Origin of the sequence: Streptomyces sp. NPDC053048 (assembly GCF_044547045.1) — a bacterium.
Lineage (GTDB): Bacteria > Actinomycetota > Actinomycetes > Streptomycetales > Streptomycetaceae > Streptomyces.
Window position 1 is genome coordinate 370,857 of record NZ_JBITZS010000009.1, and the last position, 16,363, is coordinate 387,219.

Sequence of the window (16,363 nt, forward strand, 5' to 3'; positions counted from 1 at the left end):
CTGGCTCGTCCGTAAGTTCGAGCGCATATGAGTCCACGTCAGAACTCGCCCCTACCGCACATGTCGCGTGATCGTCGCGACTCCCCCGAGCGCGTGCCATGAGGGTCACGCTAGAGGGCCTGTTCGGCCAAGGCGAAAAACCCCGGCGCAACGGCCGAAAACCGACCCGTCTTTTGCGCGTAATAGTGCTAACACTTACGTTCGAATGAGTGCAAATAATCTGTGAGTACCGGCGGTAGCCCTTGCGTTCGGGGGCATCCGGCGTGTTGGGATGGAGCGATGCGGACCCCCACCGGCATATCCGCCCGACCCGCCGACCCCTATGACGACGCCTCGTCACCGACCGCCCAGGAGTACGCGGAACCCGCCGAGCCGCCCCTCTTACCGGAGTTCTCACCGGAACTCCCGCCGCAGCTGTCGCCGGAACTCCCGAGCGGTGACGACGAGACGGCGTCGTGGCCGACGCCCGACGACCACGGCCACCGCCACCGTCGCCGCGGTCGCAGCCGCCACCGTCGCCGCCCCGCCAAGACCCCGGGCCCCCGCGTCACCCGCCGCCGCACCACCCGCCGGAGCCGCCGACGGCCGCCCAGCCCGCTGCGTACGTACCGCCGGGCCACCAAGTTCCTCCTCGCGCTCCTCTTCGGCACCGCCTTCCTCGTCCTGGCCGACCGCTGCGCGGTGATGTACGCGGAGAAGAAGGCCCAGCAGAAGCTGCAGCAGGCGCTGCACCTGGAGGCCGAGCCCCAGGTCGACATCCACGGCTTCCCCTTCCTCACCCAGGTGCTCACCAAGCGGCTGCGGCAGGTGGACGTCACCGTCCCCGACGTGGCCGCCGACCGCGTCTCGCTCGCCAAGGTGCGCGCCAGTGCCGAGGACATCCGGCTCACCGGCAGCCTGCCCGCCGACATCCGGGGCGCGGTCGTCGGCCGCCTCGACGGCAGCGTGCTCCTCGCCTTCGACGACATGAACCGCGAACTCGGCGCCTCACAGGTCAAATTCAGCGACCTCGGCGGCAACGCCATCGGCGCCAAGGGACGGCTGTCGGTCGCCGGACAGGAACTGGTCCTGCGGGCACAGGCGCGGCTGCGCCGCGACGGCGACCGGGCGATCTCCACCGAGATCGGCGACATGAGCCTGGACATCCCGCGCGTCGCCACCTACCGCCCCGGCCCGTCCGCCTCCGGATCCGACAAGGGCGAGGGCGACGGCAGAAGCCTCACCCTCCACCCCGAGGCCGCCGAGCGCATCAGCCGTGACGTCGCCCGGGTCAAGGCGCTGCTGTCCGTACCGGCCATCGCCGAACGGCTCGGGGTGACCGAGGACGAGGTGGCGCTCGCCCTGCGCAGCGAGGAGCGGCTGCACGAGATCACGGGCGCGCCCCGGTTCGTCGAGAAGCTGACGCGGATCAACCTCGTCGACCTCGTCCTCGACAACCCGTGGCTCCTGCGGAAGCTCGGCATCGACCCCCAGCTGATCACCGCCCTCACCCACCTCCAGCCCCCGGCCCTGGCCGACCGCCTCGCCCTCTCCTTCCGTCTCCCCAAGCAGGCCGAGGACCTGCACCTGCGCAAGGTGACGGTCCAGCGCGACGGCATCCGGGTGGAGCTGACGGCCACCGGCCTCCCGGTCGGGAAGAAGCTCTGACGGGGCCCGAATTCCGCCTTGACGCCCGCAAACCCCCGCCCCGACCATCTGAGCATTTCGTATCGCCGCATGTCGTATCGCCGAGGTGAGGACGGGCGTCATGGATGCACCGAGAACACCGGCACCGGGGCCGACGGGCCGAAGAACCTTCCTGGCCACCGCGCTGGGCCTGACGGCGGGCGCCGTCGTCGTCACGGCCGCCGAGGCCCACGCCTCCCCGGCTCCCGGCAGGCCGGCCGGCGCCGGCGCGCTGGGCCAGCAGCAGTGGCGCTTCTGCACCAAGTGCTACGGGATGTTCTACTACGGCTATCCGCAGGACGGCGTCTGCCCGGCCGGAGGCGCCCACACCCAGGCGGGCTACAACTTCGACCTCCCGCACGACGTCCCCGAGCACGCGCACGCGCAGGCCAACTGGCGGTTCTGCGTGCGCTGCTACGGCATGTTCTACTTCGGCTACCCGTCCGGCGGCTGGTGCCCGCTCGGCGGCTCCCACAGTGCGGCCGGGTTCAACTTCGTCCTGCCGCACGACGTCGTCGAGACCCCGTACGCCCAGGCCTACTGGCGCTTCTGCACCAAGTGCTACGGCCTGTTCTTCTGGGGGTATCCGGCGAAGGGCCGCTGCCCGGCCGGGGCCGAGCACAACGCCGCCGGGTTCAACTTCGTCCTTCCCCACACATGACTAGCGCGGCTCCAGCCGTGGCGGCTCCGTCGCCGCCCCCGGCAGCCGGACCGAGGCGATCGTCCCGCCGCCCCCGGCCGGGGCCAGGGACACCTCGCCGCCCGCCTGCCGGACCGTATGGGCGACGATCGACAGGCCCAGCCCGCTGCCGGGCTGGCTGCGGGCCGAGGGCGAACGCCAGAAGCGGTCGAAGACGTGCGGGAGTTCGTCGGCCGGAATGCCCGGCCCGTGGTCGCGGACGGTCAGTTCGCCCTTCACCAGACGCACCTCGATCACACCACCCCGAGGGCTGAACTTCACCGCGTTGTCGAGCAGGTTGACCACCGCCCGCTCCAGGGCGGCCGGCTCGGCCCGTACGTACCAGGGCTCGATCTCCGCGTCGATCGACAGGCCCGCTCCGGCGGCCCGCAGCCGGGCCCGGCCCACCGCCCGTCCGGCCGCCTCGTGGAAGGCGACCACCTGCAGCGGGCCGCCACCGGTGGGCCCGTCCGGGCGGGAGAGCTCCTGCAGGTCCCCGATGAGCGCCGCCAGCTCCGCCATCTGCGCCCTGACGCTCGCCAGCAGCTCCCGGCGGTCCTCCGGCGGGATCGCCCGGCCGGTCTCCTCGCTGCGCACCAGCAGGTCGATGTTCGTCCGCAGCGACGTCAGCGGCGTCCGCAGTTCGTGGCCCGCGTCCGCGATCAGTTGCTGCTGCCGGTCCCGCGAGGAGGCGAGGGCGGCCGTCATGGCGTTGAAGGACGCCGACAGCCGGGCGATCTCGTCCTCCCCCTCCACGGGGATGCGGACGGCCAGGTCCTCGGTGCGGGCGATGTGCTCGACCGCCCCCGTGAGCCGGTCGACGGGCTTGAGCGCCGCCCGTGCCACCCACAGTCCGGCGGTGGCCGCGCCCAGGACCCCGAATCCGGCCACCGCCGCCAGCACGATCGCCAGGGCGTTCAGCGGCCTGTCGATCTCGCTCAGCGGCTGCGCGATGGAGACGGCGGTTCCGGGCACCGGGCCGGGGGACGTCGCCACCCGCATCGGCGTACCGTCCTCCGCCCGCGCGTCGTGCAGCGCCTGCTCCCGCTGCCGCTGGGCGACGAGCAGGTCCTCCGGCCCGACCCCGATCGGCGACTTGCCGACCGTGCTGCAGATGAAGCCCTCACCCGTGATGATCTGCACCGTGTACGGCCGGAACAGCGCGGACGGGCCGGTGGGGGCGGTGCCGCAGTTGCGCAGCAGTCCCTTGACCGTGGCGTCGTCGGCCCGCACGCTCGTCAGCGTCGTGTCCCGCTGGTGCTCGAGCTCCTGCCGGGTCACCAGCCAGCACGCGACGGCCGCGACGGCGACCGCGACGGCGACGGCGGCCGCGGTCAGCAGCGCCAGCCGCGAGCGCAGCGGCAGCCGCCGGAATCTCCTGATCAACGCCGGAATCTCCTGGTCAAAGGCCGGAATCTCCTGATCATTCGGCCGCACCGTCGGCTCGCAGGACGTACCCCACCCCGCGCACCGTGTGCACCAGCCTCGGCTCCCCGCCCGCCTCCGTCTTTCGGCGGAGGTACATCACGTACACGTCCAGGGAATTGGACGAGGGCTCGAACTCGAACCCCCACACCGATTTCAGGATCTGTTCCCTCGTCAGCACCTGCCGGGGATGCGCCATGAACAGCTCCAGCAGCGTGAACTCGGTGCGCGTCAGCTCCACCCGGCGCCCGCCGCGCGTCACCTCGCGCGTCGCCAGGTCCATGCGCAGGTCGGCGTACGAGAGCAGCTGCGCGTCGGCGGCCGTGGCGGCCGGTGCCGCGTAGGAGCTGCGGCGCAGCAGCGCGCGGATGCGGGCCAGCAGCTCGTCCAGCTCGAACGGTTTGACGAGGTAGTCGTCCGCCCCGGCGTCGAGCCCGGTCACCCGGTCCCCCACCGTGTCGCGCGCGGTCAGCATCAGGATCGGCACCCGCACCCCGGAGGCGCGCAGCCGCCGGGCGGCCGTGAGGCCGTCCATGCGGGGCATCAGCACGTCCAGCACGATCAGCTCCGGGTCGCAGGCCGTCACCTTCTCGAGCGCGTCGAGGCCGTCGACGGCCAGCTCGGTGGCGTACCCCTCGAAGGCCAGGCTGCGGCGCAGCGCCTCGCGGACGGCGGGCTCGTCGTCCACGATCAGGATGCGGGCGGGCTGGTCGCCGTGCTCGGCGGGGCTCATCTGCGGTACCTCGTGGGTGTGCGTCGGGGTGGCGGACGCTGCCAGCGTCGCACGTCCATGGCGGTGCGGCGGTGCGGCGGGCAGTGGGGACACCGGCTCAGTCGGCGCTGCCGCCCGCGCGCAGCTTCGCCAGGTCGGCCTTGACGGTGTTGACGGGGATGGCGAAGCCCAGCCCGACGCTGCCGGCCGAGTCGGTCGATCCGCTGCCCGAGCCGGAGGCGTACATGGCCGAGTTGATGCCGACGATCTCGCCGCTCATGTTGATCAGCGCGCCGCCGGAGTTGCCGGGGTTGAGCGAGGCGTCGGTCTGGATGGCCTTGTACGTGGTCTTGGACGAGCCCGTGTCGCCGTTGTACTGGTTGCCGCCGAACTCGAACGGCCACTGCGGGACGCCGCGCTGCTGCCCGCCGCGGCCCTCCTCCTTGGAGACGGTCACGTCGCGGTTGAGGGCAGAGACGATGCCGCTGGTGACGGTGCCGGTCAGGCCCTCGGGCGAGCCGATGGCGACGACCTGCTCGCCGACCTTGAGCTTGCCGGAGTCGCCGAGCTTGGCGGCCTTGAGGTTCTTGGCCCCCTGGATCTTGACGAGGGCCAGGTCCTTGCCCGGGTCGGTGCCGGTGACCTTGGCGGTCTTGGTGGTGCCGTCGCTGAGGGTGATCTGGACGGTGTCGGCCCCGGCGACGACGTGGTTGTTGGTGACGACCTCGCCGTCACCGGTGACGATCACACCGGAGCCGGTGGACTGGCCCGAGCCGGTGGCGGCCTTGATCTCCACGATGCTGGGGCTGACGGCGGCCGCCACAGCCGCGACCCCGCTGCCCTTGGCGGAGACGTTCTGCACGGGGGTGGACCGGCCGCCGTCGTTCGAGCCGCCGGTCAGCTCGCCGACCAGGGCGGCGGAGCCGCCACCGGCCACGGCGGCGACGAGCGCGCAGGCCGCCAGCAGGACCCCCGGGCGGCGCGGCGCCCGGGGGGCGCGGTGCGCCGGGCCGGGCTCCGCGAACTGGGCGTACGGTGCGTACGCCGGAGGTGCCGGGTACTGGTGCTGCTGCGGGTGCGCGTCAGGGGTTTCCGTCATGTCTATGACTGTGCTCCGTGTTCATGAGAACAGTCTGAGTGCGCGCTGAAAACGTGGGCAGAAGCGTGTTCGTCCCGCGTAAACCCATGTAAAACAGGGTCGAACGTCAGCCGCCGCAGCCGCACGACCTGCGGACGACCAGCCTCGACGGGAACTGCTTCAGCCGCTCCCGCCTGGAGCCCGCCACCCGCAGCCCGTCGTCCAGGACCAGGTCCACGGCCGAGCGGGCCATCGCCTTGCGGTCCGAGGCCACCGTCGTCAGCGGCGGGTCGGTCAGCGCGGCTTCCTTCACGTCGTCGAACGCCGCGACCGCCAGCTCGCCCGGCACGTCGATGCGCAGCTCACGGGCGGCGCGCAGGACGCCGATGGCCTGGTCGTCGGTGGCGCACATCAGGGCCGGCGGGCGGTTCGGGCCGGACAGCAGCTCCAGGGCGACCTTGTACGCGTCGTAGCGGTTGTACGGGGCCGGGAAGAGCCGGCCCTCGATGGACCTGCCGGCCTCCCGCATCGCCCGGCGCCAGCCCTCGACGTGGTCGGTGACGGGGTCGCCCACGGTGGGCGTCACCTCGGTGCCGCCGAGGCAGGCGACGTAGGGGTGGCCGTGCTCCAGCAGGTGGCGGGTGGCGAGCTGGGCGCCGCCGACGTCGTCCGTCACCACGGCCACGTCGTCGATGGCGTCGGGCCTGCGGTGCATCAGGACCACGCGCGCGTCCCAGGCGTCGATCTCCATCGCCGCCGTCTCGCTCGGTCCCTGGCTGATCAGGATCAGGCCCGAGACCCGCATGCCCAAGAAGGCGCGCAGGTAGTGCACTTCGCGCTCGTCGAGGTAGTCGGAGTTCCCGACGAGGACCATCTTCCCGCGCTCGGCGGCCGCCTGCTCGACCGCGTGCGCCATCTCCGCGAAGAAGGGCTGGCGCGCGTCCGGGACGATCAGGCCTATGAGGTCCGTCCGTCGGGACGCCATCGCCTGCGCGACCCGGTCGGGCCGGTAGCCCAGCTCCTTGATCGCCGCCAGTACCCGTTCCCGCGTCGCCGGTGCCACCGGGCGCGGTCCATTGTTGATGACGTAGCTGACGACCGCGGTCGACGTCCCCGCAAGCCTCGCCACATCGTCCCGCGTCACCTTGGCCACGCGCGGCAGTCTACGCGGGTCCACCTACCGTTTCACCGGGCGTACGGCCTCGGCTTCGACGGCCTGCGGCTTCCGCGCCGGGCGGTCGGCGCTCTCCGCCGCCTCCGGCTTCTTCCCGTCCTGCTTCTCCGACGCCTTCTCCGGCGTCTTCTCGGGCACGACGAAGCGGTAGCCGACGTTGCGGACGGTGCCGATCAGCGACTCGTGCTCGGGGCCGAGCTTGGCGCGCAGCCGGCGGACGTGGACGTCGACCGTGCGGGTGCCGCCGAAGTAGTCGTAGCCCCAGACCTCCTGCAGCAGCTGGGCGCGGGTGAAGACCCGGCCCGGGTGCTGGGCGAGGTACTTCAGCAGCTCGAACTCCTTGAAGGTCAGGTCCAGGACCCGGCCCTTGAGCTTGGCGCTGTACGTCGCCTCGTCGACCGAGAGATCACCGCTGCGGATCTCCATGGGGCTGTCGTCCATGGTGATCTGCTGGCGGCCCATCGCCAGCCGGAGCCGGGCCTCGACCTCGGCCGGGCCCGCCGTGTCGAGCAGGACGTCGTCGACGCCCCAGTCGGCGGTCACGGCGGCCAGACCGCCCTCGGTGACCACCAGCAGCAGCGGACAGCCGGGGCCGGTGGAGCGCAGGAGCTGGCACAGGCTGCGGACGTGGGGCAGGTCACGGCGGCCGTCGATCAGTATGACGTCGGCGCCGGGGGTCTCCACGAGCGCCGGGCCCTCGGCGGGCGCCACACGCACGCTGTGCAGCAGCAGCCCGAGAGCGGGCAGCACCTCGGTCGACGGCTGCAGGGCGTTGGTCAGGAGCAGCAGGGAACTCATCGGCCGCCACCCGCCTCGGTCATCGTGAGCCGTCCGGTCGTCGTGGGCCGTCGCCGGCCCTCGGTCTCTCGTCGTGCGCTTCGCTCGCCCATTACGTCGGTTCCTCCTCGGTCCCTGCGAGGACGGTTGGGGCACTGCTCGTCGTCCGAATGCACAAAAGGACCCGGGGGCTACTCTGCCCGGATCCTCTCTGCCCAGCAGAATAACCCACCTGACTTTCCGGGGTGCGGACGATTTTGCACGACCTTGTGTTTCGTCGATCACCTTCGAGTGGCCGGCACGGTACCCCCTTGACGCCAGTCTCCCGCGCCAGGGGGCACCGGACCAGGTGCGCGGGCGCCCGGGGGGCCGGTCTGCGGGCAGTCGCCCCGCCACCGGTTTGTGGGCAGTCGTTCCGCAGGGCGGAACGGGTGGGCACAAACCGACCACCGGCCCGCACCCGGCCCCCGGCCCCCGGCCCCCGCCCGCTACGACGCCGGCGCCTCCTCGACAACCGCCTGCGCAAACTGCGCCTCGTACAAACGCGCGTATGCCCCCCGCGACGCCAGGAGCGCCTCGTGCGTGCCCTGCTCCACGATCCGCCCCGCCTCCATCACGAGAATCACATCCGCGTCCCGGATCGTGGACAGCCGGTGCGCGATCACGAAGCTCGTCCGCCCCGCCCGCAGCCGGCCCATCGCCTGCTGGATCAGCACCTCGGTGCGGGTGTCGACCGAGCTGGTCGCCTCGTCCAGCACCAGGATCGCCGGCTCGGCGAGGAACGCGCGGGCGATGGTGATCAGCTGCTTCTCGCCCACGCTGACGTTCGAGCCCTCCTCGTCTATGACCGTGTCGTAGCCGTCGGGCAGGGTGCGCACGAAGCGGTCGACGTGGGTGGCGCGCGCCGCCTCGACGATCCTGTCCATCGGGACGTCCCCGGGCGCCCCGTACGCGATGTTCTCCGCGATCGTGCCGCCGAAGAGCCAGGTGTCCTGCAGCACCATGCCGATGCGGGCGCGCAGCTCCTCGCGCGGCATGGCGGCGATGTCGGCGCCGTCCAGCGTGATGCGGCCGCCGCCCACCTCGTAGAACCGCATGAGCAGGTTGACCAGCGTGGTCTTGCCCGCGCCCGTGGGGCCGACGATGGCGACCGTCTGGCCCGGCCGCACGGTCAGGGACAGGTCCTCGATCAGCGGCCGGTCCGTCTCGTAGCGGAAGGAGACCTTCTCGAAGGCCACCTCGCCGCGCACCCGGCCGGGCACGACCGCGTCGGTGGCGTCCGGCGACTGCTCCTCGGCGTCCAGCAGCTCGAAGACGCGCTCGGCCGAGGCGACGCCGGACTGCACCAGGTTGGCCATGGACGCCACCTGTGTCAGCGGCTGGCTGAACTGGCGCGAGTACTGCACGAACGCCTGCACGTCACCGATCGACAGCGAGCCGCTCGCCACCCGCAGGCCGCCGACCACGGCGACCAGCACGTAGTTGAGGTTGCCGATGAACATCATCGCGGGCTGGATGACGCCGGAGATGAACTGCGCCTTGAAGCCGGCGGCGTACAGCTCCTCGTTCTCCTGGCGGAAGGTCTCGGCGGACTCCTTCTGGCGGCCGAAGACCTTCACCAGCGAGTGGCCGGTGTACATCTCCTCGATGTGGGCGTTGAGCTTGCCCGTGGACTTCCACTGCGCGACGAACTGCGGCTGCGCCCGCTTGCCGATCTTCGTCGCCACCACGACCGACACCGGCACGGTGATCAGCGCGACCAGCGCCAGCAGCCAGGAGATCCAGAACATCATGGCCAGCACGCCGACGATCGTCAGCAGGGAGGACATGATCTGGCTGAGGGTCTGCTGCAGGGTCTGGGCAATGTTGTCGATGTCATTGGTGGCGCGGGAGAGGACCTCGCCGCGCTGCTGCTTGTCGAAGTAGCTCAGCGGCAGCCGGCCCAGCTTCTCCTCGACCTCCTCGCGCATCCGGAAGACGGCGCGCTGGACGACGTTGGTGGCGATGCGGGCCTGGACGAACATGCACAGCGATACGCCCACGTAGAGCAGCAGCACCCACAGCAGCACCATGCCGACCGTGTCGAAGTCGATGCCCTGTCCGGGTGTGAAGTCGACGCCGGAGAGCAGGTCGGCGATCTTTCCGTCGCCCTGCTGCCGCATCCGCTCGAGGACCTCGGCCTTCGTCGGTCCGGAGTCCATGCCCCCGCCGACGACGCCGGAGAAGATCAGGTCGGTGGCATGGCCGAGGATCTTGGGCGCCGCGACGGTGAACGCGATGGCGCCCACGCCCAGGAACAGCGCGACGTAGATCGCGACCCGCTCCGGCCTCAGCTGTGCCAGCAGTCTGCGGGCCGAGCCGGAGAAGTCCATGGACTTCTCGGTGGGCTGGCCGCCCATGAAGCGCGCGATGCCGGTCGCCGGGGCCGGCCCTCTGCGCTGCTGCCCGGCGGTCTCGCCCGGTTTGCCGCCCGGCTTGTCGCCCGGCTTGTCGGGGGACGTCACGCCGCTTCCTCCTCGGTCAGCTGGGAGAGCACGATCTCCCGGTAGGTCTCGTTCGTCCCCATCAGTTCGGTGTGGGTGCCCGTGCCGACCACGCGGCCCGCGTCGAGGACCACGATGCGGTCGGCGTCGCGGATGGTCGATACCCGCTGCGCGACGATCAGGACCGTCGCGTTCCCCGTCTCCCGGGCCAGCGCGGCCCGCAGCCGGGCGTCGGTGGCGTAGTCCAGGGCGGAGAAGGAGTCGTCGAAAAGGTAGATGCCGGGCCTGCGGACCAGGGCCCGCGCGATGGCCAGGCGCTGGCGCTGGCCGCCCGAGACGTTGGAGCCGCCCTGCGCGACGGGCGCGTCCAGACCGCCGTCCATCGCCTCGACGAACTCGCGCGCCTGCGCGGTCTCCAGCGCCTGCCACAGTTCCTCGTCGGTGGCGTCGGGGCGCCCGTAGCGCAGGTTGGAGGCGACGGTCCCGGAGAAGAGGTACGGCTTCTGCGGGACGAGCCCCACGGCCTCGGCCATCAGCGCCTGGTCCAGGTCGCGCACGTCCTCGCCGTCCACCCGGACCGTGCCGGCGGTGGCGTCGAACAGGCGCGGGATCAGGCCCAGGAGCGTCGACTTGCCGCTGCCCGTGGAGCCGATGACGGCCGTGATCTCGCCGGGCCGCGCGACGAGGGAGACGTCCTTGAGGACCGGCTCCTCGGCACCCGGGTAGCGGAACTCCACCCCGCTGAGCTCCAGATGGCCGCGCCGGCGCAGCGCGGTGACGGGCGCGACGGGCGGGACCACGCTGGAGTCGGTGGTCAGGACCTCCTGGATGCGCTCGGCGCACACCTCCGCGCGGGGCACCATCATGAACATGAAGGTGGCCATCATGATGGCCATCAGGATCTGCATCAGATAGGCGAGGAACGCGGTCAGCGCGCCGATCTGCATGCCGCCGTCGTCGATGCGGTGGCCGCCGAACCACACGACGGCGACGGAGGAGACGTTCACCACCAGCATCACGGACGGGAACATCGTCGACATCAGCCGGCCGGCCCGCAGGGACACGTCCATCAGGTCGTCGTTGGCGGCACGGAATCGTTTCCGCTCATGGGTGTCCTTCACGAACGCGCGAATGACGCGAATGCCCGTGATCTGCTCGCGCAGCACCCGGTTGACGACGTCGATGCGCTCCTGGACGCCCCGGAAGACCGGCCGCATCCGCCAGATGATCACGCTCACTATGGCGCCCAGTACGGGCACGATGACCAGCAGCAGCGCCGAGAGCGGCACGTCCTGGCCGAGGGCCAGCACGATGCCGCCGACGCACATGATGGGCGCCGAGACCATCAGCGTGAACGCCATCAGCACCAGCATCTGGACCTGCTGGACGTCATTGGTGGTGCGCGTGATCAGCGAGGGGGCGCCGAAGTGCCCCATCTCCCGCGCGGAGAAGGACTGCACGCGGTCGAAGACCTCGCCGCGCAGGTCACGGCCGACGGCCATGGCGGTGCGGGCGCCGTAGTAGACGGCGCCGACGGCGCAGACGATCTGCGCCAGGGTCACCGCGAGCATCAGCCCGCCGGTGCCCAGGATGTAGCCGGTGTCGCCCTTGACGACGCCTTTGTCGATGATGTCCGCGTTCAGGGTGGGCAGGTAGAGCGTCGCGAGCGTCTGCACGAGCTGCAGCAGGACGATCAACGCGATCGCTCCGGAGTAGGGCCGCATATACGCCCGGAGAAGTCGTACCAACACACAGGCAGCCTATGCGAGCACCCCTCCGCACGGCCCCTCCTTTACCGGCTGGGGACCATGCCCCGTCCGTCACCCGTCATCATGGAGGTCGGCAGGACGCCGGAAAGAACGGAAGGGGTCGCCGTGGCGACGACACACACGGCACGACCGGCGCGGTTGCCGGCGCAGCCGGGGCCGCCGGAACCGCCGGCCGGCACCATCCGGTACTGGGCCGCGGCCAAGGCCGCCGCCGGCACCGCCGAGGAGCCGTACGCGGCGCGGACGCTCGCGGACGCACTGACCGCGGCCCGGCGACGCCACGAGGACGCACCGGAGTTCGCGCGGGTGCTCTCGCGCTGCTCGTTCCTCGTGGACGGCGATCCCGTCGGCACACGCGACCACTCGACCGTCCAACTGGCCGAGGGCGGCACGGTCGAGGTGCTCCCGCCCTTCGCAGGAGGGTGACCCCGCCAGCATGAGCGACCAGCACCACCGCGGTCCGTACGAGCCGTACGAGCCGCACCACCAGTACCCGCCCTACGACTCCTCCGGCTCCTACGGCTCCTACGACCAGCAGGCCGACGGCCGGCAGGCCTCCGGGGCGTACGACTACCCGTACGACGCGCAGGGCCAGGCGCAGTCGCCGGCGTCGGGCACGCCCGCGTGGCCGACGCCTCAGCAGGGCTACCAGCCGCACGAGGACCCGCAGACGCAGACCTGGCAGACCCAGTCCTGGGACGCCCGGTCCTGGCAGGAGCCCGCGCCCGCCGCCGAGCCCTCGTACGGATCGCCGTGGACCGGCGGCACGGACGCGGCCGCCGGCACCGGCGCCGCCTCCTGGGGCCGCCCGGAACAGCAGGCGTACGACGCGGCCTCCGGCCACGCCCCCGTGGCCGAGCCGATGCCGGTGGCGGGGATGCCCGGGTCCGCGGCGCCCCTGTCGCACCCCTCGCACCCGGAGCTGGACGACGGGCCCGCGCCCGTCGCCGAACGGCCGCTGACCGCCGCCGAGAAGGCCAGGGCCGAGGGCCGGCCGCAGATCCTCTCGCCCGGCTTCCGGCCGGCGCTGATCACGTCCGTCCTCGCGGCGCTGCTCGCCGCGACCGCGCCGCTGGCGGAGGCCGCGCTGGCCGTGCCGGTGGTGCTGCTGCAGGCGGTGACGGCGGCCGGCTGGTTCCGGCTGAACGGCATGTGGCCCGCCCGGCAGGGCATCGCCCTGGCGTTCCTGGGCGGTGTGGTGGCGGACATCGCCCTGCTGGCCACGGACGCGGCCAAGGCGCCCACCGTCCTGCTCGGCACGCTCGGCGTATGGATTCTGCTGGTGATCGTCCTCCAGCTGCGCAGCCACGCCTCGCCCGACGAGCGGCTGTACGGGCTGACGGCCGCCACCGCCTCGGCAGCCCTCGCGGTCGTCGCGGCCGGTCACCTCGCGGCGGACTCCGACGCGGTGGTCGTGGGCGCGGCGGGAGTGGCCGCGGCCGTCCTGGCGCGGTCGCTGCCGCTGCCGTCCCTGGCCTCGCCGGTGATCGCCCTGGTGGCGGCCGCGGGCGCCGGCATCGCGGCCGGTCAGGGGACCAGCATGGGCACGACGGGTGCGCTGCTGGGCCTGGCGGCCGGGGCCTGCGCCCTGGTCGGGCTGCGGGTGGCGAGCTACGACTACCCGTCCCGGTTCGTGCACATGACGGCGGGCGTCGCCCTGCCGCTGGCGCTGGCCGCGCCGGCGGTCTATGTGCTGGGCAGGGCGCTCGGCTGACAGATCGCCCCGCGTGATCGATACTGATCGGCGCTCGCCGGAACGGTTACGGATCGGTTACGTGACCGACCCGGCGTTTGTCCGACCGGCCCGGTTAGGCTCGCGGGACAGGCCGGTACGGCCTGTCCCGGAACGGGCCGGACCGGGCCTGCCCGATCTCTTCAAGTGGGGGACCGACAGCCGATGCGCGCGCTACGGATAACTCTGATATTCGCCGTGATCCTGGGCGGCCTGTTCGTGGCCGCGGACCGCGCGGCGGTCTGGTACGCCGAGAACGAGGCGGCCGAGAAGATACGCAGCAGCCAGGGTCTGTCCGGCACCCCCGAGGTCTCCATCAAGGGCTTCCCCTTCCTCACCCAGGTCGCGGGCTCCGAGCTCGAGGAGGTCGACATCAAGCTCGACGGCGGCATCACGGCCAACACGGGCGACCGCTCGATCAAGGTGAGCGGCTTCGACGCCCAGCTGCACGCCGTCCGCATCGACAGCAGCTTCACCTCCGCCGTCGCCGGCCGGGCCACCGGCACGGCCCACATCTCCTACGAGGACCTCACCAAGGCCACCGCCGACCCCGGCGTCAGCGTCGCCTACGGCGGCAAGGACACGTCGGGGCGCAGCCAGGTGAAGGTCACGGGCACGGCCTCGGTGATGGGCCAGCCGGTCACGCGCAGCGTGATCTCCACGGTGACCGTGGTCGACGGCAACACCATCCGGGTGCGGGCCGACGAGATCCCGGCGCAGGGCATCCCGGGGGTGGAGCAGGCGGTCCGCGCCAAGACCGACTTCGACCGGCAGATCACGGGCCTGCCCAAGGGCATCAAGCTCGACAAGGTCGTCACGACCCCCACCGGTGTGGACATCACGCTGACCGGCTCGGACGTCAACCTGGCCGGCTGAGTCCCGGCCCGGTTGCCGGGACGTGGTCCCACGCCTCGAGACGGTCGCGTCCGCACACCAGTCCATACGGTCGGATCCCGGGCCGCGCGGGCCCACGGCGGCCCCTCCAGGCAGCTCCTGACGGACCGTCGTACCAACATACGGAATCTTCCGTCTCATTATTCGGCGCCCTGGTGACAGGGCCCGTCCCCCCTCCCTACGATCCACCTCATGAAGCGACAGGCGGATCTCACCAAGCGGCGGGCAGTAGACCTGTGCCGCGTCTCCGCCATGCTCTGTCGCCGTGTCTGACGGGAAGCCGCTCTTCCGGTTTCCCTCCGGCCGTTCCGGCCGCCTCCCCGCATCACCGCTCCACCCGCTGCGCGGCGCCGCGCATCCGCACGCCGCGCACCCGCACACGCTGGCGCACACCCCGCAACTGCCCCGGAGGAGAACAGCATGAGCCGCAGTGACGTCCTGGTGGACGCCGACTGGGTCCAGGCCCGCATCGACGCAGGCGACCCGAAGACCGTCATCGTCGAGGTCGACGAGGACACGTCCGCGTACGACAAGAACCACATCAAGACCGCCGTCCGCATCGACTGGAAGACCGACCTGCAGGACCCGGTCCGCCGCGACTTCGTCGACCAGGCCGGCTTCGAGAAGCTGCTGTCGGAGAAGGGCATCGCCAACGACGACACGGTCGTCCTCTACGGCGGCAACAACAACTGGTTCGCGTCCTACGCCTACTGGTACTTCAAGCTCTACGGCCACCAGGACGTGCGGCTGCTCGACGGCGGCCGCAAGAAGTGGGAGCTCGACTCCCGCGACCTGGTCGCCGAGGTCCCCCAGCGGCCCCGCACCGAGTACCGGGCCCAGCCGCAGGACGCCTCGATCCGCGCCTTCCGCGACGACGTCGTGGCCGCCATCGGCACCCTCAACCTCGTCGACGTCCGCTCCCCCGACGAGTTCAGCGGCAAGCTGCTCGCCCCGGCCCACCTGCCGCAGGAGCAGTCGCAGCGCCCCGGCCACGTGCCGACCGCCCGCAACATCCCCTGGTCCAAGGCGGCCAACGACGACGGCACGTTCAAGACGGACGACGAGCTCAAGGCGCTCTACGAGGGCGCCGGCGTGGACCTGGCCAAGGACACCATCGCCTACTGCCGCATCGGCGAGCGCTCTGCGCACACCTGGTTCGTCCTGCACGAGCTGCTCGGCCAGTCCAACGTCCGCAACTACGACGGCTCCTGGACCGAGTACGGCTCCCTCGTCGGCGTGCCGATCGAGCTCGGCGCCAACTGACCACCCGAACGCGACAGGTAAGGAACGCTCATGTGTGGAGCAAAGGCAGGCGGCCCCGACGCCTCGTCCGCCAAACCCGGTGAGACCACCATCCAGGGCTCGGTGACCCGCGACGGCGAGCCCGTCACCGGCTACGTCCGGCTGCTGGACTCGACCGGCGAGTTCACCGCCGAGGTGCCCACGTCCGCCACCGGCCAGTTCCGCTTCTACGCCGCCGAGGGCACGTGGACGGTCCGGGCCCTGGTGCCGGGCGCCACGGCCGACCGCACGGTCGTGCTCGCCGAGAAGGGCGCGCTGGCGGAAGTCGCCATCGCCTTCTGACGCCACGCGTCGGACACGCAAGACGGCCGGAGGGCCGTACCCCGGGGTTGGACGCCTTGCAGGAGGGGTACGGCCCTTCGCGCTGCCCGCCGAGGCGACGTACCGTGAAGGTGTGTACGAGCGGCGACGACACCTGTACTTCGCCATGATGGGCACCTGCATCGGCCTGTTCGTCCTGGCCTGGGCCGTGGTGCGCCTGTGGTCCGTCCCGGCGGCCGTCGGCATGTGCCTGTTCGCCATGCTCATCCCGCCCGTCGCCGCCGTCGTCGCCAACCGGCGGGGCCCCGACGACCGCTGGTGGGACGATCCGTCGGGAGACCCGAAGTCGGACGAGTGGTGGGACGAGCTCGACGGCAAACGGCGGTACTAGCGGTGCCAGCGGTGCCCGGCG

At 71.7% G+C, this 16,363-nt stretch carries 16 protein-coding genes; 9 read left to right on the plus strand and 7 right to left on the minus strand.

From position 1 onward, the window contains the following. The first annotated feature begins 279 nt into the window (after window positions 1–279). Together ACIG36_RS25475 and ACIG36_RS25480 are read left to right on the plus strand one after the other, a co-directional pair. On the plus strand, window positions 280–1,647 hold the full coding sequence (locus tag ACIG36_RS25475) for a DUF2993 domain-containing protein (protein ID WP_399932104.1): 1,368 nt from the start codon (window positions 280–282) through the stop codon (window positions 1,645–1,647). A 100-nt stretch (window positions 1,648–1,747) separates the two neighbouring features. Then, window positions 1,748–2,326, plus strand: coding sequence for a hypothetical protein (locus ACIG36_RS25480; protein WP_399932107.1), 579 nt, complete (start codon window positions 1,748–1,750; stop codon window positions 2,324–2,326). Here ACIG36_RS25480 and ACIG36_RS25485 read toward each other — a convergent pair whose 3' ends face one another. The 7 genes from ACIG36_RS25485 to ACIG36_RS25515 all read right to left on the minus strand — a co-directional run bounded on the left by ACIG36_RS25485 (window position 2,327) and on the right by ACIG36_RS25515 (window position 11,744). After that, on the minus strand, window positions 2,327–3,730 hold the full coding sequence (locus ACIG36_RS25485; RefSeq protein WP_399932110.1) for a sensor histidine kinase: 1,404 nt from the start codon (window positions 3,728–3,730) through the stop codon (window positions 2,327–2,329). A gap of 37 nt (window positions 3,731–3,767) precedes the next feature. Next, complete coding sequence (locus tag ACIG36_RS25490) at window positions 3,768–4,502, minus strand: response regulator transcription factor (protein WP_399932112.1); 735 nt, start codon at window positions 4,500–4,502, stop codon at window positions 3,768–3,770. A 97-nt stretch (window positions 4,503–4,599) separates the two neighbouring features. After that, complete coding sequence (locus ACIG36_RS25495; RefSeq protein ID WP_399932115.1) at window positions 4,600–5,580, minus strand: S1C family serine protease; 981 nt, start codon at window positions 5,578–5,580, stop codon at window positions 4,600–4,602. Between the two features lie 106 nt (window positions 5,581–5,686). Continuing rightward, the gene (locus tag ACIG36_RS25500; RefSeq protein WP_399932118.1) at window positions 5,687–6,712 is read right to left on the minus strand and encodes a LacI family DNA-binding transcriptional regulator; all 1,026 of its coding nucleotides are present in this window, start codon (window positions 6,710–6,712) and stop codon (window positions 5,687–5,689) included. Window positions 6,713–6,736: 24 nt separating this feature from the next. Continuing rightward, window positions 6,737–7,531: a response regulator transcription factor gene (locus ACIG36_RS25505; RefSeq protein ID WP_399932121.1), complete on the minus strand. Its 795-nt coding sequence runs from the start codon at window positions 7,529–7,531 to the stop codon at window positions 6,737–6,739. 467 nt (window positions 7,532–7,998) lie between these two features. Then, window positions 7,999–9,909 carry an ABC transporter ATP-binding protein gene (locus ACIG36_RS25510; protein ID WP_399932324.1) on the minus strand — a complete coding sequence of 637 codons (1,911 nt, stop codon included), beginning with the start codon at window positions 9,907–9,909 and terminating at the stop codon, window positions 7,999–8,001. A 101-nt stretch (window positions 9,910–10,010) separates the two neighbouring features. Next, window positions 10,011–11,744, minus strand: coding sequence for an ABC transporter ATP-binding protein (locus ACIG36_RS25515; protein ID WP_399932124.1), 1,734 nt, complete (start codon window positions 11,742–11,744; stop codon window positions 10,011–10,013). Between the two features lie 156 nt (window positions 11,745–11,900). On the opposite strand from ACIG36_RS25515, the gene ACIG36_RS25520 reads away from it, so the two are divergent. From ACIG36_RS25520 to ACIG36_RS25550, 7 genes are all read left to right on the plus strand, one after another. Then, window positions 11,901–12,188: a MoaD/ThiS family protein gene (locus tag ACIG36_RS25520; RefSeq protein WP_399932327.1), complete on the plus strand. Its 288-nt coding sequence runs from the start codon at window positions 11,901–11,903 to the stop codon at window positions 12,186–12,188. A 10-nt stretch (window positions 12,189–12,198) separates the two neighbouring features. Continuing rightward, complete coding sequence (locus ACIG36_RS25525; RefSeq protein WP_399932127.1) at window positions 12,199–13,476, plus strand: hypothetical protein; 1,278 nt, start codon at window positions 12,199–12,201, stop codon at window positions 13,474–13,476. Between the two features lie 183 nt (window positions 13,477–13,659). After that, window positions 13,660–14,370: a DUF2993 domain-containing protein gene (locus ACIG36_RS25530; protein ID WP_399932129.1), complete on the plus strand. Its 711-nt coding sequence runs from the start codon at window positions 13,660–13,662 to the stop codon at window positions 14,368–14,370. Window positions 14,371–14,580: 210 nt separating this feature from the next. Then, a complete protein-coding gene (locus tag ACIG36_RS25535) occupies window positions 14,581–14,661 on the plus strand; it encodes a putative leader peptide (protein ID WP_399932330.1) in 81 nt (26 codons plus the stop codon). A gap of 147 nt (window positions 14,662–14,808) precedes the next feature. Further along, the gene (locus ACIG36_RS25540) at window positions 14,809–15,651 is read left to right on the plus strand and encodes a sulfurtransferase (protein ID WP_399932132.1); all 843 of its coding nucleotides are present in this window, start codon (window positions 14,809–14,811) and stop codon (window positions 15,649–15,651) included. 30 nt (window positions 15,652–15,681) lie between these two features. Then, window positions 15,682–15,972 (plus strand): DUF1416 domain-containing protein, encoded by a 291-nt coding sequence (locus tag ACIG36_RS25545; RefSeq protein ID WP_399932133.1) that lies wholly within the window; start codon window positions 15,682–15,684, stop codon window positions 15,970–15,972. Window positions 15,973–16,084: 112 nt separating this feature from the next. After that, a complete protein-coding gene (locus tag ACIG36_RS25550) occupies window positions 16,085–16,342 on the plus strand; it encodes a DUF3099 domain-containing protein (protein WP_399932136.1) in 258 nt (85 codons plus the stop codon). Window positions 16,343–16,363 lie beyond the last annotated feature (21 nt).

Coding starts and splice junctions, on each gene's coding strand:
- ACIG36_RS25480 (WP_399932107.1), top strand. CDS start 1,748: ATGGATGCACCGAGAACACCGGCACCGGGGCCGACGGGCCGAAGAACC.
- ACIG36_RS25495 (WP_399932115.1), bottom strand. CDS start 5,580: ATGACGGAAACCCCTGACGCGCACCCGCAGCAGCACCAGTACCCGGCA.
- ACIG36_RS25545 (WP_399932133.1), top strand. CDS start 15,682: ATGTGTGGAGCAAAGGCAGGCGGCCCCGACGCCTCGTCCGCCAAACCC.
- ACIG36_RS25540 (WP_399932132.1), top strand. CDS start 14,809: ATGAGCCGCAGTGACGTCCTGGTGGACGCCGACTGGGTCCAGGCCCGC.
- ACIG36_RS25525 (WP_399932127.1), top strand. CDS start 12,199: ATGAGCGACCAGCACCACCGCGGTCCGTACGAGCCGTACGAGCCGCAC.
- ACIG36_RS25475 (WP_399932104.1), top strand. CDS start 280: ATGCGGACCCCCACCGGCATATCCGCCCGACCCGCCGACCCCTATGAC.
- ACIG36_RS25510 (WP_399932324.1), bottom strand. CDS start 9,909: ATGGGCGGCCAGCCCACCGAGAAGTCCATGGACTTCTCCGGCTCGGCC.
- ACIG36_RS25535 (WP_399932330.1), top strand. CDS start 14,581: ATGAAGCGACAGGCGGATCTCACCAAGCGGCGGGCAGTAGACCTGTGC.
- ACIG36_RS25530 (WP_399932129.1), top strand. CDS start 13,660: ATGCGCGCGCTACGGATAACTCTGATATTCGCCGTGATCCTGGGCGGC.
- ACIG36_RS25490 (WP_399932112.1), bottom strand. CDS start 4,502: ATGAGCCCCGCCGAGCACGGCGACCAGCCCGCCCGCATCCTGATCGTG.
- ACIG36_RS25505 (WP_399932121.1), bottom strand. CDS start 7,531: ATGAGTTCCCTGCTGCTCCTGACCAACGCCCTGCAGCCGTCGACCGAG.